The organism is Agrobacterium rosae, from assembly GCF_002915175.1.
GTDB classification, from domain to species: Bacteria; Pseudomonadota; Alphaproteobacteria; order Rhizobiales; family Rhizobiaceae; genus Agrobacterium; species Agrobacterium rosae.
The window spans coordinates 183,093-208,279 of record NZ_NXEJ01000004.1 but is presented as its reverse complement, the minus strand read 5'-3'; the positions used below and the strand labels follow the sequence as shown (position 1 = coordinate 208,279).

27 protein-coding genes and 1 tRNA gene are annotated in these 25,187 nt (G+C 57.2%); 8 read left to right on the top strand and 20 right to left on the bottom strand.

The window, feature by feature from the left end; genetic code table 11:
- Nucleotides 1–21: 21 nt before the first annotated feature.
- The 6 genes from CPJ18_RS08305 to CPJ18_RS08280 all read right to left on the bottom strand — a co-directional run bounded on the left by CPJ18_RS08305 (nucleotide 22) and on the right by CPJ18_RS08280 (nucleotide 4,453).
- The gene (locus tag CPJ18_RS08305) at nucleotides 22–561 is read right to left on the bottom strand and encodes a MerR family transcriptional regulator (RefSeq protein WP_077107070.1); all 540 of its coding nucleotides are present in this window, start codon (nucleotides 559–561) and stop codon (nucleotides 22–24) included.
- Nucleotides 562–726: 165 nt separating this feature from the next.
- Nucleotides 727–1,065 (bottom strand): integration host factor subunit alpha, encoded by a 339-nt coding sequence (locus CPJ18_RS08300; protein WP_077107069.1) that lies wholly within the window; start codon nucleotides 1,063–1,065, stop codon nucleotides 727–729.
- A gap of 144 nt (nucleotides 1,066–1,209) precedes the next feature.
- On the bottom strand, nucleotides 1,210–2,181 hold the full coding sequence (locus CPJ18_RS08295) for a beta-ketoacyl-ACP synthase III (protein WP_103657700.1): 972 nt from the start codon (nucleotides 2,179–2,181) through the stop codon (nucleotides 1,210–1,212).
- Between the two features lie 3 nt (nucleotides 2,182–2,184).
- Nucleotides 2,185–3,246 carry a phosphate acyltransferase PlsX gene (gene plsX / locus CPJ18_RS08290; protein WP_067645466.1) on the bottom strand — a complete coding sequence of 354 codons (1,062 nt, stop codon included), beginning with the start codon at nucleotides 3,244–3,246 and terminating at the stop codon, nucleotides 2,185–2,187.
- A gap of 96 nt (nucleotides 3,247–3,342) precedes the next feature.
- Complete coding sequence (locus CPJ18_RS08285; protein WP_077117260.1) at nucleotides 3,343–3,906, bottom strand: YceD family protein; 564 nt, start codon at nucleotides 3,904–3,906, stop codon at nucleotides 3,343–3,345.
- A gap of 7 nt (nucleotides 3,907–3,913) precedes the next feature.
- Nucleotides 3,914–4,453, bottom strand: coding sequence for a ubiquinol-cytochrome C chaperone family protein (locus tag CPJ18_RS08280; protein WP_103657907.1), 540 nt, complete (start codon nucleotides 4,451–4,453; stop codon nucleotides 3,914–3,916).
- A gap of 273 nt (nucleotides 4,454–4,726) precedes the next feature.
- Between CPJ18_RS08280 and CPJ18_RS08275 the strand changes: the two genes are divergently transcribed.
- A complete protein-coding gene (locus CPJ18_RS08275) occupies nucleotides 4,727–5,266 on the top strand; it encodes an outer membrane protein assembly factor BamE (protein ID WP_103657699.1) in 540 nt (179 codons plus the stop codon).
- Nucleotides 5,267–5,332: 66 nt separating this feature from the next.
- On the opposite strand, the gene CPJ18_RS08270 is transcribed toward CPJ18_RS08275, so the two are convergent.
- The 3 genes from CPJ18_RS08270 to ribH form a co-directional block, all read right to left on the bottom strand.
- A complete protein-coding gene (locus tag CPJ18_RS08270; RefSeq protein ID WP_103657698.1) occupies nucleotides 5,333–7,471 on the bottom strand; it encodes a sodium-translocating pyrophosphatase in 2,139 nt (712 codons plus the stop codon).
- A gap of 554 nt (nucleotides 7,472–8,025) precedes the next feature.
- Nucleotides 8,026–8,523 carry a transcription antitermination factor NusB gene (gene nusB / locus CPJ18_RS08260; protein ID WP_077107062.1) on the bottom strand — a complete coding sequence of 166 codons (498 nt, stop codon included), beginning with the start codon at nucleotides 8,521–8,523 and terminating at the stop codon, nucleotides 8,026–8,028.
- A gap of 4 nt (nucleotides 8,524–8,527) precedes the next feature.
- The gene (gene ribH / locus CPJ18_RS08255) at nucleotides 8,528–8,974 is read right to left on the bottom strand and encodes a 6,7-dimethyl-8-ribityllumazine synthase (protein WP_067645454.1); all 447 of its coding nucleotides are present in this window, start codon (nucleotides 8,972–8,974) and stop codon (nucleotides 8,528–8,530) included.
- A 186-nt stretch (nucleotides 8,975–9,160) separates the two neighbouring features.
- Here ribH and CPJ18_RS08250 point away from each other — a divergent pair, with 186 nt between their 5' ends.
- On the top strand, nucleotides 9,161–9,694 hold the full coding sequence (locus CPJ18_RS08250; protein WP_103657697.1) for a GNAT family N-acetyltransferase: 534 nt from the start codon (nucleotides 9,161–9,163) through the stop codon (nucleotides 9,692–9,694).
- On the opposite strand, the gene CPJ18_RS08245 is transcribed toward CPJ18_RS08250, so the two are convergent.
- From CPJ18_RS08245 to CPJ18_RS08215, 7 genes are all read right to left on the bottom strand, one after another.
- Complete coding sequence (locus CPJ18_RS08245; RefSeq protein ID WP_103657696.1) at nucleotides 9,660–10,277, bottom strand: riboflavin synthase; 618 nt, start codon at nucleotides 10,275–10,277, stop codon at nucleotides 9,660–9,662. The genes CPJ18_RS08250 and CPJ18_RS08245 overlap by 35 nt on opposite strands.
- On the bottom strand, nucleotides 10,277–11,572 hold the full coding sequence (ribD, locus tag CPJ18_RS08240) for a bifunctional diaminohydroxyphosphoribosylaminopyrimidine deaminase/5-amino-6-(5-phosphoribosylamino)uracil reductase RibD (protein ID WP_103657695.1): 1,296 nt from the start codon (nucleotides 11,570–11,572) through the stop codon (nucleotides 10,277–10,279). The genes CPJ18_RS08245 and ribD overlap by 1 nt, the downstream gene beginning before the upstream one ends.
- A 2-nt stretch (nucleotides 11,573–11,574) precedes the next feature.
- Nucleotides 11,575–12,054, bottom strand: coding sequence for a transcriptional regulator NrdR (gene nrdR, locus CPJ18_RS08235; RefSeq protein ID WP_103657694.1), 480 nt, complete (start codon nucleotides 12,052–12,054; stop codon nucleotides 11,575–11,577).
- Nucleotides 12,055–12,067: 13 nt separating this feature from the next.
- Nucleotides 12,068–13,357, bottom strand: coding sequence for a serine hydroxymethyltransferase (glyA, locus tag CPJ18_RS08230; protein WP_077117276.1), 1,290 nt, complete (start codon nucleotides 13,355–13,357; stop codon nucleotides 12,068–12,070).
- 191 nt (nucleotides 13,358–13,548) lie between these two features.
- A complete protein-coding gene (locus tag CPJ18_RS08225) occupies nucleotides 13,549–14,880 on the bottom strand; it encodes a L,D-transpeptidase family protein (protein ID WP_103657693.1) in 1,332 nt (443 codons plus the stop codon).
- Nucleotides 14,881–15,192: 312 nt separating this feature from the next.
- A complete protein-coding gene (gene ldtR, locus CPJ18_RS08220) occupies nucleotides 15,193–15,702 on the bottom strand; it encodes a transcriptional regulator LdtR (protein ID WP_173645921.1) in 510 nt (169 codons plus the stop codon).
- Between the two features lie 233 nt (nucleotides 15,703–15,935).
- Complete coding sequence (locus CPJ18_RS08215) at nucleotides 15,936–16,373, bottom strand: DUF6163 family protein (protein ID WP_077107090.1); 438 nt, start codon at nucleotides 16,371–16,373, stop codon at nucleotides 15,936–15,938.
- Between the two features lie 280 nt (nucleotides 16,374–16,653).
- Here CPJ18_RS08215 and hemB point away from each other — a divergent pair, with 280 nt between their 5' ends.
- From hemB to CPJ18_RS08195, 4 genes are all read left to right on the top strand, one after another.
- Nucleotides 16,654–17,667 carry a porphobilinogen synthase gene (gene hemB, locus CPJ18_RS08210; RefSeq protein ID WP_103657692.1) on the top strand — a complete coding sequence of 338 codons (1,014 nt, stop codon included), beginning with the start codon at nucleotides 16,654–16,656 and terminating at the stop codon, nucleotides 17,665–17,667.
- Between the two features lie 65 nt (nucleotides 17,668–17,732).
- Nucleotides 17,733–18,191, top strand: a complete 459-nt coding sequence (locus CPJ18_RS08205; RefSeq protein ID WP_077107054.1) for an RDD family protein — start codon at nucleotides 17,733–17,735, stop codon at nucleotides 18,189–18,191.
- A 126-nt stretch (nucleotides 18,192–18,317) separates the two neighbouring features.
- Nucleotides 18,318–19,100, top strand: a complete 783-nt coding sequence (locus tag CPJ18_RS08200; protein ID WP_103657691.1) for an arginyltransferase — start codon at nucleotides 18,318–18,320, stop codon at nucleotides 19,098–19,100.
- A 60-nt stretch (nucleotides 19,101–19,160) separates the two neighbouring features.
- Entirely contained in the window at nucleotides 19,161–19,727 is a 567-nt protein-coding gene (locus CPJ18_RS08195) for a DUF922 domain-containing Zn-dependent protease (protein WP_245445381.1), read from the top strand.
- Nucleotides 19,728–19,737: 10 nt separating this feature from the next.
- Here the strand turns inward: CPJ18_RS08195 and CPJ18_RS08190 are convergent, their stop codons facing one another.
- Complete coding sequence (locus CPJ18_RS08190; protein ID WP_103584268.1) at nucleotides 19,738–20,340, bottom strand: J domain-containing protein; 603 nt, start codon at nucleotides 20,338–20,340, stop codon at nucleotides 19,738–19,740.
- 347 nt (nucleotides 20,341–20,687) lie between these two features.
- On the opposite strand from CPJ18_RS08190, the gene CPJ18_RS08185 reads away from it, so the two are divergent.
- Complete coding sequence (locus CPJ18_RS08185; RefSeq protein WP_103657689.1) at nucleotides 20,688–21,041, top strand: nuclear transport factor 2 family protein; 354 nt, start codon at nucleotides 20,688–20,690, stop codon at nucleotides 21,039–21,041.
- 99 nt (nucleotides 21,042–21,140) lie between these two features.
- Nucleotides 21,141–21,216, top strand: a tRNA-Thr gene (locus CPJ18_RS08180).
- An 87-nt stretch (nucleotides 21,217–21,303) separates the two neighbouring features.
- On the opposite strand, the gene CPJ18_RS08175 is transcribed toward CPJ18_RS08180, so the two are convergent.
- The 3 genes from CPJ18_RS08175 to CPJ18_RS08165 are packed head-to-tail and all read right to left on the bottom strand — an operon-like array spanning nucleotide 21,304 to nucleotide 25,183.
- Complete coding sequence (locus tag CPJ18_RS08175) at nucleotides 21,304–22,413, bottom strand: endonuclease/exonuclease/phosphatase family protein (RefSeq protein ID WP_103657688.1); 1,110 nt, start codon at nucleotides 22,411–22,413, stop codon at nucleotides 21,304–21,306.
- 59 nt (nucleotides 22,414–22,472) lie between these two features.
- Complete coding sequence (locus CPJ18_RS08170; RefSeq protein WP_103657687.1) at nucleotides 22,473–23,501, bottom strand: ABC transporter ATP-binding protein; 1,029 nt, start codon at nucleotides 23,499–23,501, stop codon at nucleotides 22,473–22,475.
- A complete protein-coding gene (locus tag CPJ18_RS08165; RefSeq protein ID WP_103657686.1) occupies nucleotides 23,489–25,183 on the bottom strand; it encodes an ABC transporter permease in 1,695 nt (564 codons plus the stop codon). The genes CPJ18_RS08170 and CPJ18_RS08165 overlap by 13 nt, the downstream gene beginning before the upstream one ends.
- Nucleotides 25,184–25,187: the final 4 nt, after the last annotated feature.

The following is a 25,187-nucleotide window of genomic DNA, read 5'->3' as shown; positions in this document are numbered from 1 at the left end:
TATCCCCAAACTTTATGATTGTCAGCGGACCTGGTCCAGCAGCCGCTTGCATTCCAGAAGGTCGAACAGGGCTTCCTGCAGAAGGGCACGGTCATCCTTGTTGATGCTGGATTTACCGAGGGATATCTCCGGCGTGTCGTCTGAACCATTCCCGCCAAAGCCGAAGAAACGACCGCTAGGCCGGGCCTTGGGGCGTCCGACGACTTCATCTTCCTCTGAAGCGGCAACGCGTGGCTCCGGTGTGTCCTTCTCACCGCTGGCGGCCATGATGGCTTCCATTGTCGCCATATCGCCTGAAGCGATGGCGGAGACGAAGCGGTTGCCATTGGTTTTGAGCAGCTTTTGCACGCCCTTGATCGTATAACCGTGATCATACAAAAGGTGACGAATACCCTTCAAAAGATCGACATCGTCAGGGCGATAATAGCGACGGCCACCGCCGCGCTTCATCGGTTTAATCTGCGGAAAGCGTGTTTCCCAGAAACGCAGAACGTGTTGCGGGAGGTCCAGATCATCCGCCACTTCGCTGATCGTTCGAAAGGCGTCGGGGCTCTTATCCAAAGTTCAACTCCCATTCAGACCAAAGGCAGAATCCAAAACACGCAACAAGGTATGATGCGAATCGCCTTTGTTTCAACAGCTTGGCGGTTGAAATTCAACTATCTTCACAGGAAGAAAGGAATCGCAGCGTGTAAAAATCACTTCAACTGCTCAAAAGAATGCGGCTCAGGAGCCGGCTTTCTGGCTTTTCTGTTTCGCCTTGCGCGCCGAATGGGCTTTGAGAATGCGCTGCTTCAAAACGTTGGATGCCTTGAAGGTCATGACGCGGCGGGGAGAAATAGGCACCTCTTCACCGGTCTTGGGATTGCGACCGATACGCTCATTCTTTTCACGGATCTGAAAGGTCGCGAAGGAGGAGAGCTTGACCACCTCTCCGCGAGTGATCGCGTTACAAATCTCGTCGATGACGGTTTCAACCAGTTCGGCGGATTCAGTCCGGGACAACCCCACTTTTCGAAACACAGACTCGGCTAGATCCGCACGTGTCACTGTTTTCCCGGCCATATTTCCCCGCACCGCTCTCTTTTATTCTGCTGAACCGGGCAGAGATTATTGCCCTTGCCTCAACCGGTCAAGCAAAGTTTCCAGAATCGTTTAGGGATTTCCATTAATAGTGGCAATGGCTTACCGGGCATCATAAAGCAAATTTTACCAGCGCAGCAGAACAGCACCCCATGCGAAACCGCCACCCATGGCTTCCAGCATCACCAGATCGCCCTTTTTGATGCGGCCATCAGCAGCGGCAACAGCCAGTGCAAGCGGAATGGAAGCGGCAGACGTGTTGCCATGCTGATCCACCGTGATCACAACCTTTTCGCTCGGAATGCCGAGTTTTTTCGCGGAACCATCGATAATACGACGGTTTGCCTGGTGCGGCACCAGCCAGTCCAGGTCGTCAGCGGTCGTACCGGTCGCCTCGAATGCAGCCTCGATAACGTCGGTAATCATGCCAACGGCGTGCTTGAAAACCTCACGGCCTTCCATGCGCAGATGACCGACGGTGCCTGTCGTTGATGGGCCACCGTCCACGTAAAGCTTATCCTTGTGCGAACCATCGGAACGCAGATTGGATGTCAGAATGCCGCGATCGGAGGTCTTGCCTTCGCCCTCGCCCGCCTCGAGAACAACAGCACCGGCACCGTCACCGAACAAAACGCAGGTCGTGCGATCGGTCCAGTCGAGAATGCGCGAGAATGTTTCCGCGCCAATGACCAGTACCCGCTTGGCCATGCCGCCACGAATGTAAAGGTCGGCGGTTGCCATGGCATAGACGAAGCCTGAACAGACAGCCTGAACGTCGAATGCGAAGCCGCCGGTGATGCCAAGACGGTTCTGGATATTCACCGCCGTTGCAGGAAAGGTATTATCAGGCGTTGATGTCGCCACGATGATGAGGTCGATTTCGTCAGGCTTGATACCAGCATTTTCAAGAGCCGCGCGCGCTGCCAACTCGCCAAGCGAAGAGGTCGTCTCCCCCTCACCCGCGATGTAGCGCTGCTTGATGCCGGTGCGCTGCACGATCCACTCATCGGTGGTCTCTACGATCGCTTCAATGTCCTGGTTCGTCATGACGCGCTTTGGCAGCGCTGCACCGTAACCCCGTATAATTGAGCGGATCATCTTCTATTCCTCATCAACCACGAGCGCTTCAGGTGCCGGAGGCGGAAGACGTCTTGCGTGGTAAGCTTTCAAATCATTTTCTATTTTGGCTGTTAGGCCATTATGCGCCATGTCATAGCCAACATCGACTGCGGACGCGAAGCCCATGGCATCCGTGCTGCCGTGGCTTTTGATGACGATGCCGTTCAGACCCAGAAACACGCCACCATTGACCTTGCGGGGGTCCATCTTCTCACGCAGCACATCGAATGCGCTTTTCGCGAGAATATAGCCGATTTTGGCAATAAAGCTGCGGGAAATCGCTTCACGCAGCAGCGTATTGATCTGCCGGGCTGTGCCTTCCGCCGTCTTCAACGCAATGTTGCCGGTAAAGCCTTCGGTCACCACGACATCAACCGTACCCTTGCCGATATCGTTGCCCTCAACGAAACCGCGGTAGTCGATGGTGCCAAGACCTGCTTCACGGATCAGACGACCGGCTTCGCGAACCTCTTCCTGTCCCTTCACCTCTTCGGTGCCGACGTTGAGAAGGCCAACCGTCGGGCGGTCGATATCGAACAACGCACGGGCCATGGCCCCGCCCATGATGGCGAAGTCGAGGAGTTGCTGGGAATCGGCACCGATCGTGGCACCCACATCGAGAACGATGCTTTCGCCCTTTGTCGTCGGCCAGATACCGGCAATGGCAGGCCGCTCGACACGTGCCATGGTGCGCAGGCAGAATTTTGCCATGGCCATCAGCGCGCCGGTGTTACCTGCGGAAACCGCAACATCCGCTTCGCCAACCTTTACGGCCTCAAGCGCGCGCCACATGCTGGAGATATAGCGGCCACGGCGCAGCGCCTGGCTTGGCTTCTCATCCATCGCAACGGATACTTCGCAGTCGAAAAATTGTGCCTTTTCCCGAAGTTTCGGAAATTGCGCCAGAATGGGCTCACATCTGGCCTTCTGCCCATAAAGCAGGAAAACCACATCGTTATGCCGCTCCAGCGCCTTGGCAGCGCCGGGTATGGCAACATCAGGGCCAAAATCTCCGCCCATGACGTCAATTGCAATTCTGATCACGCGTCCCTGATCCTTCTAACCGCCGTGCGGTGGAATTTTGCGCGAAAATACCGTTTCCGCGCTCTCTTACAACCGAATTATTGGTGCTAACCGGATTCAGTCTTTTTTCCAGTCCTTCAACGCCGCAAAAGGCGACGGCTTTTTTTCTTCCACAAGCTTCTCTTCGCCATACCCTGCAAAATCCACATCGGGCTTGCGCGGATAAGGTTCGATGGCAAGCGCTGCGAACTCCGCGACAACGACACCGACATCGATCGTATCACCACTGAACTGGTCGGGCATATCAGGACCATCCGGGTCCAGAACGATTTCGCCTTTTTCGTCCGGCATCATGCGCGCCAGTTTGGAACCCTCTGGTACGAAAATCTGATCAATCTTTTCATCGATAACACTCGAAACCGGCTCCAGTGTGACAACACAAGCCTGGGTCAGAGCAACACGCACATCACCGGTAATTTTCAATCCATCTCTTTTCCAGCGCGTCACCTGCAATTCGCTTTTCAGAGACTCCACGGACACGACATCCCACAGTTTTGCCAGCCCAATCAGTTCTTCCGGGCTGGCGGTGAGACCAATCCTGACGGGATTGGCGGAAATATGACCTACCTTCACAGGATAGGAAAAAGGTACGTCGTCGTTGGCCGGATGTTGCGAACTCATTGAAACCTCATAACTCGGGGACGGGCAACGTGACATTTCCTGTCGCGACAAGGTCTTCCGACTGCGCAGACAAGGCATGGGCGGCCGCCATCATCCAATTGGCAAGTCCGCGCATATCAGGCGCGGACGCTTCTGCCTGCGGGTATATATTGCGTGCAAGGGCTGCCGCAAGTGCCTGCGCATCCGAAGCGTCCAGCGCCGCAGCGTAGGATTCAAGCCGTCCATAGAACATGCCAGCGAATTTCTTCATCCGCTTGGGCACGCCCTGGTCACCAATGCCAAGCTCGCGCATGGAGTGATCGAGGTCCTGAAAAAACGCATCCACGATCTCCTGCGCAATCTCCTGCCCGCTGGTGGCGGAGGATTTGGTGCGCCGGAAGTAGAGAATCATGATGATTGCAAGCATCTCGAAACGGCCCATGACTGTATCTGGCACACCAAGGTGCAGATAGAAATCCGGGTGGCGCGCGGCAGTGGTCAGCGTATGATATTGCCTGTCAACAATGGGACGATTGTTGTTTTTCTTTTTGAAAAGACCGAACACCATCGAAATTCCCGAATATTGATCGGCGAAATGGCGTCTCGCCCGTCGCGCTTGTTGCATGATTGCGAAAGCTGGTTTACCGAAGCATCCAAGAATTGCAATGCCGTTGAGGTCACGTTCATCGTCTGGCTGAAACAGTCGTAGAGAAGCGTCGCAAGAGACGCAATTTTCGAAAACCTGTTGCATTGCTTGATGAAACGGGGAATTCCTGTCCCCGGATTGACATAATCGTGTGTACACAAGCGCTACAACACGCAATGCCGGAAGGTGCCATTCATGATCGCAGTCGGGGAAACGCAGGTGAGCAAGCAGAAATCAGGAAAGCAGACCACGTTTCTGAGCAAGACCGCCGTTGCGATCGTCATCGCATCCAGCCTCTTGTCGGCCTGCTCCAGCACCACCGATGTTTTCCACAATGGCTACGTTGCCGACGAACAGTCCCTCCAGTTGATCCCGGTCGGTTCCAGCCGCGAACAGGTTTTGCTGACCATGGGCACGCCTTCCACCACCGCGACATTCGGCAATGAGGTGTTCTATTACATCTCCCAGAAGCGCGTGCGCAGAGCGGCCTTCATGAAGCCGCAGCTGGTCGAGCAGAACATTCTGGCGATCTATTTCGACAAGAACGGCGTCGTTTCGCAAAAGGCAAACTACACGCTGCAAGACGGCAAGGTGTTCGACACTATTTCGCGCACCACACCGACAGGCGGCAAGGACCTTACCTTCCTGCAGCAGTTGCTGTCCGGCGGCACGGCGGGTGCCGGTATTGCCAAGAGCATTCTGGGCCAGAGCGGCAACAACGGCAGCGGCTTCTGATCCCAAGACGAGACAATGCAAAAAGCCCGCGAGATGGTCATCTCGCGGGCTTTTCTGTTTCAGGTTTTAATGGGCCAGAACAGCCAACAGCAGCAATGCCACGATATTGGTGATCTTGATCGCCGGATTGACCGCGGGACCAGCCGTATCCTTGTAGGGATCACCCACCGTATCACCGGTCACCGATGCCTTGTGTGCTTCTGAACCCTTGAGATGCGTGACGCCATCCTTGTCGATGAAGCCATCCTCGAAGCTCTTCTTGGCATTGTCCCATGCGCCACCACCAGATGTCATGGAGATGGCAACGAAGAGACCGTTGATGATGACGCCGAGCAGAGACGCACCGAGCGCGGCGAAGGCTGATGCCTTGGAGCCGGACATCAGCAATACCCCAAAGTACACGACGATGGGGGCCAGAACAGGCAGCAGCGAGGGAATGACCATTTCCCGAATGGCCGCTTTGGTCAAAATATCCACGGCCCTGCCGTAATCCGGCTTTTCCGTACCCTGCATGATGCCGGGCTTTTCGCGGAACTGACGACGCACCTCTTCCACGATGGACCCTGCGGCCTTGCCAACCGCCGTCATGGCGATGCCACCGAAGAGGTAGGGAATCATGCCGCCGAATAGCAATCCGGCAACCACGTAGGGGTTGGAGAGGCTGAAGGAGATTTCGCCGATACCCTTGAAGTAAGGATAGAGATCGCCATTGGCCGCGAAATAGGAGAGGTCGTTGGAATAGGCGGCAAACAACACCAGTGCGCCAAGGCCTGCCGAACCGATGGCATAACCCTTGGTTACGGCCTTGGTGGTGTTTCCGACAGCATCCAGCGCATCCGTTGCCTTGCGAACGTCTGGATCAAGACCCGCCATTTCCGCAATCCCGCCGGCATTATCGGTGACGGGGCCGAACGCATCTAGGGCAACGATCATGCCCGCAATACCGATCATGGCGGTGACCGCAATGCCAGTGCCGAACAGGCCCGCGAGCTGATAGGTCGAGATGATGCCACCAACGATGACGATGGCTGGAAGTGCCGTCGATTCCAGCGACACGGCAAGGCCCTGAATGACGTTGGTGCCGTGGCCAGTGACGGAAGCCTGCGCGATGGAATTGACCGGACGCTTGTTGGTGCCGGTGTAATATTCCGTAATCACGACGATAAAGGCAGTGACGACCAGGCCGACGATGCCACACAGAAACAGGTTGGTACCGGTGATATCCATACCAGCGACGGTGCCGATGGAGCCCCAGCCGATGGTGAGCGATGTTGCCGCCGCCAGACCGGCAATGGAAAGCACGCCGGTGGCGATCAGGCCCTTATAGAGCGCGCCCATGATCGAGTTGTTGGTACCAAGCTTGACGAAGAAGGTTCCGGCAATCGAGGTCAGGATGCACACGCCGCAAATTGCCAGCGGATAGAGCATGACGCTTTCAAGGATCGGCGCACCGGCAAAGAAGATTGCCGCGAGAACCATCGTTGCCACAACGGAGACGGCATAGGTTTCGAACAGGTCCGCTGCCATGCCTGCGCAATCGCCGACATTATCGCCGACATTGTCGGCAATGGTGGCGGGGTTGCGTGGGTCGTCTTCGGGAATACCCGCTTCCACCTTGCCGACGAGATCACCGCCGACATCGGCCCCCTTGGTGAAGATACCGCCGCCAAGACGGGCGAAGATCGAGATCAGCGAGGCACCGAAGCCGAGGGACACCAGCGCATCGATGACCGCGCGAGACCCGACCGGATGGCCAAGGCCTGCCGTCAGCACGAGGTAATAGATGGACACGCCCAAAAGCGCGAGACCCGCCACCAGCATGCCGGTAATGGCACCGGACTTGAAAGCGATGTCGAGACCCGCAGCCAGACTGTGGGATGCGGCCTGCGCCGTGCGCAGATTGGCCCGCACCGAGACATGCATGCCGACAAAACCGGCGGCACCGGACAAAACCGCGCCGATGATGAACCCGATAGCTGCTTCCGACGAGAGAAAGAACCAGACCGCGACTGCGACGATGATACCGACGATTGCGATGGTAAGATATTGACGGGCGAGATACGCCTGCGCGCCCTCCCTGATATAGCCTGCTATTTCCTGCATGCGTTCACTGCCTTGATCGGCATCGAGAACGCTTTTCGTTGCCCAGACCGCGTATATCACGGACAAGACACCGCATAAAATTACCAATGCAATGACGGTCATTCGCACTTACCTCCTGTGTGCCGGGTTCTCACTCCCTCCCCGGCGGGCGAAACCATGCGGGGCGCAGGGTGTAGAGCCCTGACGCCAAGGTGGACCATTTGTTCCCCTCCCAAGGAAAAATGGTCTGCGTGCGGAGATTGCGTTGGTGAAACCCGCCGCGTCAAGTCCGAAGATTCGCAACGAATGGCTTATCGCTCTGATTCAGACCGGTTTTTGAACGGCCTTCTGTTTCGACAAAAGGAAAGCGGAGGCAAAAAGCACGTGCCGACGAAGGCAACGGGTGCCAGCAAATCCTTTACGGATATCACCCGTTGCGGAAATCACGCCGCCTGCAAAAATCAAGGACATGGTTTGGTGAGAAGTCAGCAGGCGGTGCTGTAGCCAGCGATTTATCCGCACCGAGAAGCCGATAACCGGCCAGCCCGTCGACGGAGTGCAGCGGAACCCATAATGGCCTACGCCACGCCAAGCAGGAAGACATTGCGCTTTGCTTCGTTCCGTTGGTCTTCAAGTCCCGGAACAGAAACGGCGCTGATGTCTTCCTCGAATGTTTCTTAGCGCTTTGCCTCGCCGCGCACCTGCTTGGCAATGCGGTCCAACACTGCATTGACGAGCTTCGGCTCGTCATGTTCGAAAAACGCACGGGCGATTTCGACATATTCCGTCACGATAACGGCGACCGGAACGTCTTTCCGCTCCAGGATTTCGAAGGTGCCAGCACGCAGGATTGCCCGAACGGTGGTGTCCAGACGCGACAGCGGCCAGTCTTCCTGAAGGGCCGAGCGCACCAGCGGGTCGATCTTGGTCTGGTCACGCACGACGCCAGAAACGATGGAGCGGAACCAGGACGGATCAGCCTTCAGATAGGTCTCGCCATCCACTTCCTGGCCAAGGCGATGTGCCTCATATTCGGCGACGACTTCCATCACACCGGTGCCGCCGACATCCATCTGGTAAAGCGCCTGAACCGCAGCAAGGCGAGCAGCGCCGCGCTGGTTGACCGGCTTTGTAGACGGTGGGCGAGGCTCGGAGCCGTTCTCAGTATTGCTCATGCTCTCAGCCACCCAGTTTCTTTTTCAGTTCGATCATGGTCAGTGCCGCACGGGCCGCAAAACCGCCCTTGTCCTTATCGGAACGGCGAACACGCGCCCAGGCCTGATCTTCGTTCTCGACGGTCATGATACCATTGCCGATGGCCAGCGATTCGCTGACGGCAAGATCCATCAGTGCGCGCGAGGATTCGTTGGAAACGATATCGAAATGGTAGGTCTCGCCACGGATAACCATGCCGAGTGCAACGAAGCCATCATATTCAGTGCCTTCATCATCCGCACCATCCAGCGCCATGGCGATGGCAGGCGGAATTTCCAGCGCGCCCGGAACAGTGATGATGTCATAGGTCGCGCCAGCTTCATCAAGCGCAAACTTTGCGCCATCGAGAAGAGCATCAGCCATATCGTCATAAAATCGTGCTTCCACGATGAGAAGGTGAGGTTTGGACATGGGGATTTCCTGAAAATCTGCGCCGGATCATCCCGGCTTTTGGCGCGGTCAAACCATGGCTTGCGTGCTTTAGCAAGCATTTTTCACGCATGGCAGCTCCGATGTCCCGAACACTATCGTAAAATTTCGCAGTTTGATCGCAAGAAAAATATGTTTATTTTTGCGCGATAACCGCAGGAGCGTAGCTTGCACAGCATCCCCATCATCGAAACCCCTCGTCTTATTCTCAGATCACATCACGTCAATGATTTCGCCGACTATGCAACGCTATGGGCCGACCCAGGCGTCGTGCGCTACATAGGCGGGATACCTCAGACCCGCGAGCAAAGCTGGAGCAAATTGCTGCGATCCGCCGGACACTGGCACCATCTCGGATTTGGTTTCATGGCAATTGAAGACAAAGAGACTGGCCGGTTTATTGGGGAAGCCGGCTTTCATGAGGCACGTCGTGAGATCACCCCCTCCGTGGAAGGGACATTGGAAACCGGATGGGTGTTCTTTCCGGAGTTCCATGGCAAGGGCTACGCTTTTGAGGCCGTCAGCGCGCTCATCCAATGGGCGAAGGTCAATTTCCCGGACATGCGTATGACGTCCATCATCCACCCAGAAAACGGTCCTTCGCTGAAGCTGGCCGGCAAACTCGGCTTTGCCGAACTTGCTCGCACGGACTACAACGGCGACATCGTCATTCTTTCCCGGACGGAAACTCCGCCAGCCTAGCGGCATAGCGCGCCATGGTATCGACTTCGAAATTCACGAAATCGCCCGGCTGACGATCGCCCCAAGTGGTGACGGACAGCGTGTGGCGGATGAGCAGGACGTCGAAATCCGTGCCGTTGACGGCATTGACGGTCAGCGAGGTACCATCCAGCGCGATGGAACCCTTGGGTGCCACGAACTTCGCCAGATGCTCCGGCGCACGAAGGCGGATGCGAACCGCCTCGCCTTCGGATTCCACCGACAGGATTTCGGCCTTGTCATCCACGTGGCCGGACACGATATGGCCGCCGAGTTCGTCGCCAATTTTCAGCGCGCGCTCCAGATTGACGCGAGTATCCTTGGTCCAGCTTGCAATGGTGGTCAGGCGAAGCGCCTCTTCCCAGGCCTCGACCTCGAACCAGCGCTCGTTGCTGCCCTGTTCGGGAAGCTTCGTCACCGTCAGACATACGCCGCCATGGGAAATCGATGCGCCGATATCGATGGTCTTGGGATCATAGGTGGTCGCCACGCGCAACCGCACGCCTTCCGGCAAGGCCTCAAGCTCGGACACGGTTCCAACGTCGGTAACAATTCCGGTAAACATCAAAGCGGCCTTTCAAATTCAAAACAACGATCCGGCCCGTAAGCGGTCTCGCCGACAAATGTAAATTCCTGGGAGATATCGGCACGTGTGAGCGGGCTTTCAAGACCGCCTGCGCCGACAATCACCGGGCTTTCAAACAGCAGAATACGGTCAACGAGCCCAGCTTCAAGGAAGGATTTTGCGACGTGAGCGCCACCTTCGACCAGAAGTTCCGACATTCCACGGTTGGCGAGAATGGTAAGGAGGGATTGGAGGGTTGGGGTTTCGAGGACTTCGACGCCTGATGTTTCCAATTGTGTGCGTTTTTGGGTGTGGCTACCCCCCTCTGCCCTGCCGGGCATCTCCCCCACAGGTGGGGAGATCGACTCGCGGTTGGCTGATCGCCCCAATTTATCGTTTGATTTTGACGCAATGTGCTCAGACGCATTTTTAGCGTTTGACGCCGACAACGAGACGTCCGACAATGCCAGCGCCCAGCCAATCTCCCCACCTGTGGGGGAGATGCCCGGCAGGGCAGAGGGGGGTAGCTCCGGGCTCGACGCTATCCGCACCACCACAACACCCACATCCCCAGCCGTCCGCACCAGCTTCGACCCCATCGGCAATTCCAACCGCCGATCCAGCACAATCCTCACCGGCGAGCGATGCTCCAACCCAGCAATCCGCACCGTCAGTTCCGGATCATCCGCAATCGCCGTTCCAATCCCAACCAGAATAGCATCACACCGAGCCCGCAACTCATGCACTGCCCGTCGCGATTCCGGCCCGGTGATGGCCACCTGCCCTTCCCCAACCCGGCCAATCATCCCATCCGAGGAAACAGCAAGCTTCAAAATCACATGTGGACGGCTCCTCACCTTTCGCGTGAGATATCCCGCCAGCACACGTTCGCCCTCGGCACGCAGCAAGCCGGTCTCGACCGCAATCCCGGCATCGCGCAAAATCTGGTAGCCGCGCCCGGAAACCCGCTCGTCCGGGTCATCGACGGCGACCACAACACGCGCCACACCGAAATCCACCAGCGCGTTGGCGCAAGGCGGGGTTTTGCCGAAGTGGGAGCACGGTTCGAGGGTGACATAGGCGGTTGCGCCCCTCGCCGTCTCTCCGGCGAGGTCAAGCGCATTCCGCTCCGCGTGGGGCCGACCGCCGACAGAGGTTACGGCCTCTGCGATGATCTCACCATCTTTGACGAGAACACAGCCGACGGAGGGGTTGGTATCAGTGAGGCCTGTATGGCGGCGGGAAACCTCGATTGCCCGTGCCATGAACCGTTCATCATCGGCGCGGGTCGTCATGATTACTTCCCGGCTTCCGTATCGCGGGCGATCTTGGCGTTGATCTCGGCAATGACGTTTTCAAAATCTTCGGCGTGACTGAAATCACGATAGACAGAGGCGTAACGCACGAAGGCCACATCATCGAGGCTCTTCAGCGCTTCCAGCACCTGCAAGCCGATTTCTTCGGATGGAATTTCCGTCTCGCCCGAGCTTTCCAGACGACGTGCTATGCCTGAGACGGCACGCTCGATGCGATCTCGGTCCACCGGGCGTTTGCGCAGTGCGATCTCGAAAGACCGCACCAGCTTTTCGCGATCGAAGGGCAGCTTGCGGCCGCTTTTTTTGATGACCATCAGCTCGCGCAACTGCACGCGCTCATAGGTCGTGAAGCGACCGCCGCAATCCGGGCAGATGCGCCGCCGGCGGATGGAGGTGTTATCCTCCGCCGGACGCGAGTCCTTGACCTGCGTATCTTCCGAGCCGCAAAAAGGGCAGCGCATCTGCGATCCTTCCTTAGAGGTACGGGTACATCGGGAAACGGTCGGTCAGTGTGACGACCTTTTCACGAACAGTAGCCTCGACAGCGGCATTGCCTTCATCAGAATTGGCGGCCTTGAGGCCATCCAGCGTCTCGACAATGAGCTTGCCGATTTCGCGGAATTCCGCTTCCTTAAAGCCGCGTGTCGTGCCGGCAGGTGTGCCGAGACGGACGCCAGAGGTGACGAAAGGCTTTTCAGGATCGAACGGAATACCGTTCTTGTTGCACGTGATGTAGGCGCGACCGAGCGCTGCTTCCGCCCGCTTGCCGGTGGCGTTCTTCTTGCGAAGATCGACCAGCATCAGGTGGTTGTCGGTACCGCCAGAAACAACATCAAGACCGCCTTCAATCAGCGTTTCCGCCAATGCCTTGGCGTTCTTCACGATCTGTGCCGCATAATCCTTGAACTCAGGCTTCAATGCTTCACCAAAGGCAACCGCTTTGGCGGCGATGATGTGCATCAGTGGGCCGCCCTGCAAGCCAGGGAAAACAGCCGAATTGAACTTCTTTGCCAGATCTTCGTCGTTCGTTAGAATGACGCCGCCGCGTGGGCCGCGCAGCGACTTGTGGGTCGTTGTCGTGGCAACATGGCAATGCGGGAACGGCGATGGGTGCTGACCACCGGCCACAAGGCCAGCAATGTGGGCCATATCCACCATCAGGTACGCGCCGACCGAATCTGCAATTTCGCGGAAACGCTTCCAGTCCCATATGCGGGAATAGGCAGTGCCACCGGCGATGATGAGCTTCGGCTTGGTTTCCTTGGCCTTGCGCTCGACTTCGTCCATATCCAGCAGGTTATCGCCTTCGCGAACGCCGTAGGACACGACGTTGAACCATTTACCGGACATGTTGACCGGCGAACCATGCGTCAGGTGACCACCCGAATTCAGGTCGAGACCCATGAAGGTATCACCCGGCTGCAGCAGCGCGAGGAACACGGCCTGGTTCATCTGCGAACCCGAGTTCGGCTGAACATTGGCGAAGTTGACGCCGAACAGCTTCTTGGCACGCTCGATGGCCAGCTCTTCGGCAATATCCACGAACTGGCATCCGCCGTAATAGCGCTTGCCCGGATATCCCTCGGCATATTTGTTGGTCATGATCGAACCCTGCGCTTCAAGCACGGCGCGGGAAACGATGTTTTCCGAGGCGATCAGTTCGATCTCGTGGCGCTGACGACCGAGCTCCTTCTCGATCGCGCCAAAGATATCTGGATCGACGTCGGCGAGCGGACTGGAGAAGAAGGCATCTGTATTCGTCATGATGAAAGCTCCTGAAACAGTAATGCGATGGCGTCTTAACGCCCTGCCCTTTCAAGAGCAAGACAGCCTGCGAGATTTGCCCGTCAAACTGCGACTTAGGCAGAAAAATTCTATTTTTTGCTTTGCCATTCCGCAAAAAACAAAAGCCGCGCTTCGAGAAACGCGGCTTTTACAACATTTAGAGCGATGGATCAGTTACGTGGCAAAAGGTCGTCGTCCATCGAACCCGATGGCTGCTCCTGGGTATTGGTGGTGTTCAGCGCCAGTTCGGCGTTGCCGTCCTTGCTGTAGATGTCGTCGCGGAACTGTACGACGCCATCACGTGTCGACCAGGCCGTGATGTAGACGAAATACACCGGAATTTCCTGCGCCAGCTTGATCGGCGTGTTGACGCGGCTGGCGATGACGCGCTCGATTTCCTGTCGCGACCAGCCGGGCGTGTCACGCAGCATCCATGATGTCAGATCGCGAACGTTCTGCACGCGAACACAGCCGGACGATTCGAAACGCATCAGCTTGTTGAACAGGCCCTGCTGCGGCGTATCGTGCATGTATTCGTTGTTCGGATTGTGGAAGTTGATCTTGGTCGAAGACATGGCGTTGTTCTTGCCCGGGTCCTGACGGAACATCAGGTTCGGAGCCTTCGCCGCATTCCAGTCGATGGTTGTCGGCGACACTTCCTGACCCTTGCCATCGAGAAGGCGGATGTTGTTGCGCTCCAGATAGGTCGGATCCTTCTGCATCAAAGGAACGATGTCCTTTTCGATGATCGAGCGCGGCGCAGTCCAGTAAGGGTTGAGAATGATCTCGTAAATCTTGGAATTGATGATGTGGGTTGGGCGGCTATCGCGGCCCACAACGGCCGTGTTGCGCAGCACGACGCGGTTGTTCTCAACCGCCTCAATGGAGGCAGCTGGAATATTGACCATGACGTGGCGCGGACCGAGATCGCCAGACATCGTATTGACGCGAACGAGGTTCGTCTGAAGCTGCCCCAGGCGAATCTGCGCCGAAACATTCAGTGCCTTCAACGTGTACTCACCGATGACGCCGTCAGCCGGAAGGCCGTGACGCGCCTGAAAACGCTTCAAGGCACCATCGACATAGGAATCGAATGCGCTGGAAATACCGGCTTCACGCGGCAGATCGCCAGAGATCATCAGGCGCTGACGCAAGGCCTGAACGGACGGGTCGCTGACACCAATCTGAAGCTTCTGCTGGCTTCCAGGAACGGCGGGCCAACCACCGTTCGAAACGATCTGCTGATACTGCATCACCGCCTGCTGAACGAAAGCAGGTGATTCCGGGCTGAGAACCGGCGTGTTGGAGGCAACACCCGCCGCGGCCCGCGAAGAGTTTGCATCGAACTGATCGTCCCAGTTACCACGGCGCGACGATCCGATCAGATCGTTGAACGCATCCTGAGCGAATGCGGGCGCGGCGAGAGCCACAGCGCCGAGGGAAACGGCAGAGCGCAACATGGCGCGCCGTGAAACAACTTCAGGGACGATTTTCTTTGTCATTTTACCTACCAGCCAATTTATCAGGCATCTTAAACAATGCCTAAAACAACATCGTTAACAAACACGTATAAACGCGCCTGCCGGCAGGATTGACTCGATGCGAACTTTAGGATGACGCATGACGCGAACACAGGAGAAACCGCCGGCTCCTTCGCTTGTGGCGGTCCCATACCAATATGGCCAATTCGTGTCACCTGAAGGTGCCTCACGAAGCTGTGTCAGCGTGTGATTTTAAGGAAACGCCGCACAAAAATGCAACAAGCCGGATGCGCCCCGCATCCGGCTTTGCTTTGAGAATGATTTAGCCAGCGATTACAGGCGGTAAGCGATGCTGTCGTTCCAGAAACGGTCCAGACGCTGAAGCATCTTGTTCATTTCGGCGAACTCGCCGGTGCCGATGCCGCCGACTTTTTCGATAGAGCCGATGTGGCGCTCATAGAGGCCTGCAACGGTTTCTGCGATGTCCTGGCCTTTTTCGGTCAGGCTAATGCGAACCGAGCGGCGGTCGATGCGGGAACGCTGGTGGTTGATGAAGCCGAGGTCTACCAGCTTCTTGACGTTGTAGGACACGTTGGAGCCGAGGTAGTAGCCACGCGAGCGGAGTTCGCCGGCGGTCAGTTCGGAAGTGCCGATGTTGAAAAGCAGGAGCGCCTGAACTGCGTTGACATCATCGCGACCCTGACGGTCGAACTCGTCCTTGATGACATCGAGAAGGCGGCGGTGGAGACGCTCAACCAGGTGAAGCGATTCCATGTAGAGAGAGCGGATGGTTTCGTCCTGAGCGTCGGAAACGATGGCCTGTGGCTTTGCTTTGCTATTGATCATGACTGCCTCACTGTTTTTGTTTGGCGGTGTTTGTTTGTTTCCCGCCTTGAGACCAAATCTAAGCAATGCGCATAAAATTCTACTTAAAATGCACGATTAATGAAACGTTACTTGCATGTTCGGCTTTTGATGAAGCTTGTATCAAATCCAAAATCGGCCAAATCACCCCTATATATTTCAATGACTTACGTCAAAAAAACGAGAAAAATCGGGCCTCAATAGCTTTAATTTTATGGTAAATCAATTCTTGAGCGCTCGTCATTTTGGCGGGCATCCAGCCAAAAAGCGACCTGAAATAGTATATAAACAGTTGATACGATGCCGTGCATAACGGGTACGACGGTGTTGTGTCCGAAAATATCCGGCCACACCCGGTACATGGCAATCTGGGTACCCGCGCCGATGACCCACATCACCGCGCCCCAGGATACGCCAAGCCATAAGCCCAGCGCTGCGACAGGAAAAACAACGGCGAGACTGGTGCCTGCCACGCGCCATTGCATATTGAGCATATCAAAGCGCGCCTGCCCGTTCAGCGAATAGCCCGTCAGCATCGCCCAATATTGCAGGCTGAACCAGAAGCACGAAAGCGCGACCAACCTCAGAAAAATGAGGTAGAGAATTTCGCTGAGCGGCATTTTCGGATGTGGTAGAGAATCAGGTTCCATGGCGGCAAGATACTGACCTGTTGCAGAAGCGACCAGCGGATATTGCTCTGCGGCAAACGGCCTGTCAAAAATCCGCAACGATCTGCCGCATTCGCATGTGCGATACATTGTGTTATGGGCAGCACAATACACGACAAGGGCCGTTTTTAGACGTCGACATTTCCCTTTGTCCTCATTCCTGTGACAAGCACAGGAATGAGGAAGAGAATGCGTCGGCATCTAAAAACGGCCATGCCGCGCGTCATACGCACGGACATTACCGGCTACGGAAGGACTGATAATGAACGACAAGACACATCTCGTAGATCACATTACCGGCCACCGGCGTATGCGCAGAAACCGCAAGGCGGACTGGACGCGCCGGCTGGTGCGTGAAAACCTACTGACGGTGGATGATTTCATCTGGCCGGTGTTCATCGTGCCCGGCACGAATATTCTGGAGCCCATTCCATCCATGCCCGGCGTCAACCGCATGAGTGTGGACAAGGCGGTCGAAGCCGTGAAGGAAGCTGCCGATCTCGGCATTCCCGCTATCACCACCTTTCCCAACATCGACTTGAACATGCGTGACGAAACCGGCTCTCAGGTTCTCGAAGCCAACAATCTCATCAATCAGGCAACAGCAGCCTTCAAGAAAGCGGTGCCGAACATCGGTATCATCACCGATGTCGCTCTGGACCCTTTCACCAGCCACGGGCATGACGGCATTTTGCGCGGCGATGAGATCATCAATGACGAGACGGTGGATCAGGTCGTGAGAGCTGCGATCATGCAGGCGGATGCAGGCTCCGATATCATCTCACCATCCGAGATGATGGATGGGCGTATCGGCGCCATCCGTCGCGGACTGGATGCAAGCGGCCACCAGAATGTCGGCATCATGTCCTATGCGACGAAGTTCGCCTCCGGCTATTACGGCCCCTATCGCGACGCGATCTGCACCAGCGGCCTGCTGAAGGGCGACAAGAACAGCTATTACATCAGCCCTGCCAATGGCATGGAAGCCGTGCGCGATGCCGCCCTCGATGTGGAAGAAGGCGCAGATATGCTGATGGTCAAGCCCGGCCTGCCCTATCTCGATATCTGTTGGCGCTTGAAGGAGGCCTTCGGTCTGCCGACCTTCGCCTATCAGGTGTCTGGCGAATATACGCAGATCAAGGCCGCCGCCCTGAACGGCTGGATCGATGGCGAACGGGTGATGATGGAAACGCTGCTCTGCTTCAAACGTGCCGGTTGCGACGGCATTTTGACCTACTTCGCGATCGAGGCCGCCAAAAAACTTGCCAAGGGTTGAACAGGCAGATCATTGCATTGCACGGTTTCAACACCATATGATTTTGCGAACAGGAGAAACCGTCGATGAGCCTCGACCCGAACACGACATACGTCCCGACCGAAGACTGGCGCGCCTATAGCGGCGTGCTGAGCCGTCGCGTCTTTGCTTTCATCATCGACTACATGATTGTCCTGCTGCTGTGCATTCCAGCGGCGGTCATCATCTTCTTTCTCGGCGTCCTCACGCTGGGTCTCGGGTTCGTGCTGTTCCCGGCCATGTTCTTCATCGTGGCGATCCTCTATTTCGGCATGACACTGGGCAGTTCCGCACAGGCAACACCGGGCATGCGCGCCGCAGGCATTGCCATGGCGCGGACGAACGGACAGCGAATCGATTTCCTGCTGTCCACCGTGCACATCGCGTTGTTCTGGATCATCAACTCCATTCTGACGCCGTTTATTCTGCTGGCTGGCCTCTTCACGGAACGCTCGCGGCTGCTGCACGACTTCCTTTTGGGAACCGTTATCGTTAGAACAACCTAAAATTCTTAAAAGCCGCCTCTGGCGGCTTCAATTCGACGTGCGTCCCACATCAGCCAGTTGACGTTTCATGTCTTTTTGCCATTCTGGTAGAAAGGCTTGACTGGCGAAGGGAGCGATCAGGGTTCGATGAACACGCAGGCGACGCCTTCTCCGCAATTTTACCTGACAGCACCGGCCACCTGTCCCTACCTGCCCGGTCAGCTGGAGCGGAAGGTTTTCACACATCTTGTCGGCCCGCGTGCGACGGAAATGAACGATCTGCTCACCCAGGGCGGCTTTCGTCGTTCGCAGAACATCGCTTACCGTCCAGCCTGCGAGACATGCCGCGCCTGCGTTTCCGTCCGCATTCTGGCCGACCGTTTTACGCCAACGAAATCCATGCGCCGCGTCATGAGCATCAACAGCGATCTCGTGGCAACGGTTCATCAGTCCGAACCGTCCACCGAGCAGTTCTCTCTTTTCCGCCGTTATCTGGACCGGCGCCACCAGTCCGGCGGCATGTCGGATATGTCGGCGCTGGATTATGCCGTGATGGTGGAAGACACCCACGTCAGCACCCGCATCATCGAATATCGCAAGCGCGAACCGGGTGCCGGCATAGACGACAGCAAACGTGGCGAACTCATTGCCGTCGCGCTGACGGATACGATGAGCGACGGGCTGTCCATGGTCTACTCGTTCTTCAATCCGGAATATGAAAAACGGTCGCTTGGCACGTTCCTTATTCTCGATCACGTTGCCCGCACCCGCACGCTTGGCCTGCCGCATGTCTATCTCGGCTATTGGGTCAACGGTTCGGACAAGATGGGCTATAAGGTCAGATACCATCCGCAAGAGCACCTGACCCCGCGTGGTTGGGAACTCTACCAGCCAGAACCACCGGAGCCGGTGCAAGCTGACATGACATGATGACAAGCAGGAAAACGCGTGCCTAGATTTCTCACAACTATCCTCGCCACAGGCACTCTCATTGCTCTTTTGACACCGTCCGCGAATGCGCAAACCGGCAGCTGGACACCCAGCGAGCAGATCAAGACCTATACGATCAGCGGCAATACCGGCTTCAGCCTTTACCAGTCCATCGGCGAGCGTGGCCCGCAGGCGGGCGTGCAGGCCGTGGCCCACACCACGTTCAAGCTGACCTGGCGGCGCGATTATCGCCCGCAGCCGGATGGCGCATGCGTGCTGGCAACGGCGCGTCCGAACCTCACCATCATCTATACGTGGCCGAAAGCACCGGCAAAGCTGCCGCCGGATGTTGCCGCCAGCTGGCAACGCTTCATATCAGGCGTAGAAAAGCATGAGCGTGTTCACGGCCAGCATATTCTCGATATGGTGAAAAAGATCGAGGCTTACAGCGTCGGCCTGCGTGCTGAGGATGATCCGAAGTGCCAGAAGGTCCGCACCGTTCTGCAACAGCGTTTAGGCGAGCTTTCCAACGAACAGCGCCAGCGTGGCCGCGATTTCGACCGGGACGAGTTGTCGAATGGCGGTGCTGTCCATCAGCTCATTCTGGCGCTGGTGAACGGCCCTTGAGGCACACCGTTTATTCGGCCGCCTCACCTTTCAGCACCGGCTCCGCCAGAATAGCGATCTCCAACTCGTAGGAATAACCCTCAAGCATCGTGTAAGCCTGCTCGATGACTTCGATCTGTGTCTCCGCATTGCGAATGGCATCCGCGATAGACTGGCTGCGGGCTCGCAGCATGGAGCCCAGCACATCCGTCTCGGGCTTGCGGCCAAGACGATCCATATGCTTGCGCACACGGGCGCGGTGCCGTTCCAGTTCCAGAATATGAAAGCGGCTTTTCAGAATATCATCCGTCAGCTTGCGACGCATGGCCGCCACGGGATCGAAGCTGCCAGGCTCGCGCTCATCCAGAATGAATTCGTTGACCAGCGTTTCCAGCATCAGCAAACCCTTGAGATCCTTGGCATCGGCCAATTGCGGGTCGTAGCCAGTGTCGTCAAACACACGGCGGCGCACGGGGTCTTTCAGGAGATCATAGGCCAATTGCAGCTTGGCAAATTGCTCGGCATCGCCGCCGCTGTCAGGGTGGGCACTCTTGGCCACCTTGCGATAGGCGGACTTGATTGCCGCCTCGTCCGCATTGCGCTCCACACCCAGCAAAACATAAGGATCGATCACCGAAACACCTGTACCCGCATTCTCGAAAACAGCCCTGCCCGCAAATCAGAACAGTGGCCGCCACGGGATCATACGAAATTTTGCGCGCCCAAGGCACCCCTCTGTCGCGGTTTTGAACGCAAAACGACAATCACGCCTCACCATCTCCAACCGCAACTCGCCATCACCCGTAAATTTGTCCAGCACATGGCGAGCGCCAACCTGCGCATCACAAATATGTGGAGAACCCTCCATTTCCAGTTCACCAAACAATCTTCAAGGCCGGGTTATACGCTGGTTTCAAGGGGTTATAGCGTATTGCCGAAAAGCCGTGTACTTTAGAAAGCACTTCTGGAGGGAGGAGTCCAATGTCCGAAACGATTGCCCAAACCGTCTCAGATTACGTGCAGGGAATGACCTATGCCGATGCCAGCCTGTTGCGAGAGGTATTCGATCCGCGCGCATTTATCGTGGGTAACTACGAAGGCGCAACCGAATGGCTATCGCTCGAGGATTTCATCCACCAGATCCGCTCCGCCGATCAGGGCCTGCAGGAACAGCAACAGGAATTCGAAATCCTCGGAATAGACAAAACCGGCGACACCGCCTCCGTCAAACTCACCACCCGCTTCGCCGGTCTGGGTTTTTCCGAATATCTCACCCTGCTCGAACGCGACAACAACTGGATCATCGTCCACAAGCTCTATTACGTCCGGGCCTAAATCACAGCGCCCACCCAAAAATCACATAATTTTCGAGTCGCAGATGAAATTTCCACTTTACACCGGAAAAGAATCTGCTAATTCCACACGCACTGGATTGCCCTTGTAGCTCAGTTGGTAGAGCACCTGATTTGTAATCAGGGGGTCACGAGTTCGAACCTTGTCGGGGGCACCAGTTTTTCTTTTTCCCGATGATAATTTGGTTATTCTCGCCGAGCGGTAACATGCTTGCGCGAAATCTCACTTGTGCACATTCGGCATCTCACCCCAAATCCAGCGTCATCACCACCGGGCAATGGTCAGAGGCTTTCGGCCTGTCCCAACCTGTGCGCGGATAACGCTCTACCTCCTGCCCTGGCGGAAAGACGGTGCGGTAGGGTTGTCCGGCGCGGATGATTTCGGGGGCACTGTTGGCGTTGATCTCCGCCAGATGCGGTGAGAGCCAGATGTAGTCGAGCTGGCAGAGATGCTGCTCTTGCGGGCCGCGGGAGTGGTAGAGGGTCCAGCGGTCCATGTCGTCACGGCGCAGCATCGGGTTTACTGCGAAACCGTCCTTGCTGAGAATATCAAGCGCGCTGCGCTCTTCTTTGACCGGCGTAAAGCTGTAGCCGGTGCGGCGGTTGCCGGAGATGGTGACGCGTTCCTGATAGTCGTTCATGTCGCCGCAGATGGCGAAATTCATGGAGCGGGCTTTGTCTACTCCGAACCGGTTTTCGATGATGCGGCGGATGGCGCGGACCTCTGCTTCGCGCACGGGCATGGTGGAGAGCCGAGCATCGCCCGCCTCCCGCGCATTGGTCATGGATTTCAGATGCGTCACATAAAGCGTAAACGGTTTGCCTCCGATGCGCAGATCGAGTTCCAGGCAATCGCGTTTGAAAATCTTGTCGTCGATGCGGTTCGTCAGCGCCAGTTCTGGCGTGAACAGACCCAACTCGCGATAGGTCAGCGTGGCATGGCTTTTGATCTCGACAAGCTCGATCTTTTCGCCATCCAGCGTTTCCTCACGCATGATGACGGCGACATCGATGCCGCGGCTGTCATTGCCTTCCACCAGATATTTCTGGCGGTAGCCATTGCCCACCATGCGGTAGAGATAACCGTATTCGAAGGCCTGGAGAGCGGCCATGTTATCGACTTCCTGCAGGCAGAGGATGTCGGCATCCGCATCGGCAATGGCCAGCGCCGAAAGCTGGCGAGTGTCATCGGTGGATGCCAGCATGCGCGCGCTTTCCAGCGCCTGATAAGTCGCCTCGTCGCGCACATCGAAAAGCTGCATGGCCCGGTCGCGCCGCGTCTGGTTGCGAAAGCCGGTGTAATCGAAACGCGTCATCAGGTTTTCGATGTTGAACGTAGCAAGCCGCAGCGACATGAATCATTCCCGGTTTGGTCTCAGCTAAGACTATCCGTTTCTCCTGTCACGGCAAGCACTTACAGCCGCCAGGCCGAACGGATGGCGATGGGGAACAGCGAGCCGATGGCGGCGGGTTCGCGGGAATAGGCGCGCAGCGACTGCCCGTCCGGTAGCGTCAGCCGCAGGGCGTAGCGCTCGCCCTCGTAGAGAATGTTGGCGACGCGGCAGGCTATGCCTTCGCCGTCCTGTATTACATCCTGCGGGCGCACCAGAATATCGGCACTCGGTGACGACGAGCTTTCACCTGCCATCATTGGTCGTAACTGGCTCCAGTCCAGGGACCGTGGCGCATTCTCCGGCACCGGCAGAGAGAGTATCGCACCCTGCCCCACCAGCCCGCCCACAAGCCTGCCTTCGGGGCGGGCGTAGAGTTCAGCCGGGGCTGCCATCTGTAGCAGCTTGCCCTCGGACATGACGGCGACATCGGTGGCGAGTGCCATGGCTTCGGCCTGGTCATGGGTGACATAGACCATGGTTGCGCCTGATGTGGCGTGGAATTCGCGGAAGGTTTCTTCCATTTCCTGGCGCAGATGCCGGTCGAGATTGGCCAGCGGCTCGTCGAGGAGCACGACGTCGGGTTCGGTAACGAGGCAGCGGGCCAATGCCACGCGCTGCCTCTGCCCGCCGGAAAGTTCGGATGGGCGGCGGTCGGCATAGGCTTCCAACCGCACGGTGGCGAGTGCATCCGCCACCTTGCGCTTATAGGTCTCGCCGGAAATGCCACGCACCTTCAGCGGATATCCGGCATTATCGGCGACGGTCATGTGCGGCCACAGCGCGTAGGACTGGAACACCATCGCCATGTTGCGGCGTTCCGGCGGCACCATGCTGCCGGCATCGGCCAGCACACGTTCACCCAGCAGAATGGCACCGTCCGTCGGCTGTTCGAAACCGGCGATCATGCGCAGGACAGTGGTCTTGCCGCAGCCGGAAGGGCCGAGCAGCGCCAGAAAGCCGCCTTCGCGAATGGTCATAGACACGTCGTTGACGGCAGGTTTGCCGCCGCCAAAACTCTTGGACAGGCGGTTGAGGATCAGTTTCGCCAAGGCACAACTCCCTTCGGCAGCTTTCGGCCGAGCACTTCCAGAAGCAGCATGAGGACGATCACCATCGCCACCACCAGCACGGAGAGTGCCGAGGCAAGATCGAAACTGCCGCTGTCATCGAGATTATAGATCACCACGCCCAGCGTCTGCGTGCCTGCGGACCAGAGCAGCGCCGATACCGTCAGTTCGTTGCAGGCAATGAGGAACACGAGAATGACCGAGGCACCCGCCGCAGGCCCGACTAGCGGCAGGATGATATCGAACATCCGCCGCCAGAACCCCGCCCCGGCCAGCCGTGCCGCTTCCTCCAACGCCGGGTCGAACTGCGTGAAGGCTGAGACCATCGGCTTCAGGCTGACGGCGAAGAAGGAGGAGAAATAGGCGAGCAGAATGATCCACAGCGTGCCGTAAAGCGTCACCCCCAGCAGCGGAATGGGCGCGGCAAACAGCAGGACATAGGACACGGAAATGACCACACCCGGCAGTGCATAGGGAATATCCACCAGCGCCGATAGCAGGAACATGAAACGGCTTTTGCCCCGCACCAGAAAATAGGCCGTCAACACTGTCACTGCCAGGAGACAAAGCGATGTTGCCGTGGCGAGAAACAGCGAGTTGGCAAAGGCCGTGCGCGTCACCGCCTGCCGGAACAGGATTTCCTCATAGGCATGCAGCGTCGCGGTTTTGAGGGTCAGCGGCACACCATAGGCAGGCGCCAGCGAACTGACGACAAGTGCCGTCAACGGCGCCACCAGCATGAAAAAGATGCCGAGCCAGAGCGCCAACTCCGCCAACATCCGCCAGCCGCCAAGCTGGAAGGTCGCGGCCTTGCCGGACAGGCCGATGATGCGGTAATCGCGCCCCTTCATCGCCCGTTCCTGAATGGCAAGGCCGAGGACGGAAATGATAGCAATCATGCCCGAGAGCATGGCGATATCGCCAAAGGTGCTGGTGCCGAAGCTGGCAAAGCGACTGTAGATCAGCGTTGGCAAGGTGAAGATGGACGCGGGAATGCCGAGAATGGCGGGAATGCCGAAATTGCCCACGCCCGAGACGAAGGAGATAGCAGCACCCGCAATCAGGCCCGGCATGGCCAGCGGCAGAATAATGTCTTTCAGCACCTGCCAGGAGGACGCACCGGACAGCTTGGCCGCCTCGATGCCATCCTGCGGCAAGGCCAGCAGCCCGGCACGAAGCGAAAGGTAGACCAGCGGCGCATGCTGCACGCCCAGCAGCAGCGCAATGCCAGCAATGGAATACAGCGGCTGCGGCGAACCCAAAGGCGGCGCAAGGCCGATGGCCTTCAAGAGCGTGCTGGATGGCCCCGTCATGCCGATCCATGACAGTGCTGTCACCTGCGGCGGGATCATCATCGGCAGCATGAAGAGAAAGCTCAGTGCCGACTTGGCCCTGATATCGCACAGCGTCAGTGCCAGCGCGAAACCGGCTCCGATGGCGAGCGAAATGACCATGCCGAAAAAGGATGTGGAGAGCGTGTTCACCACCGCGTTCCACAGCGCCGGATCGCTCAGCAGCGGCCACATGTTACCTTTCAGTGAAGAAAGGATGCCGGTATAAGCCAGCCGCCCCAGCGGCAGCGCGCTCAGCATGAAAACGACTGAAACCACAAAGGGAAACAGCCAGCGCGGCTGACTGTTTCCTGTCTTCGAAATCGTGTGCATGAAT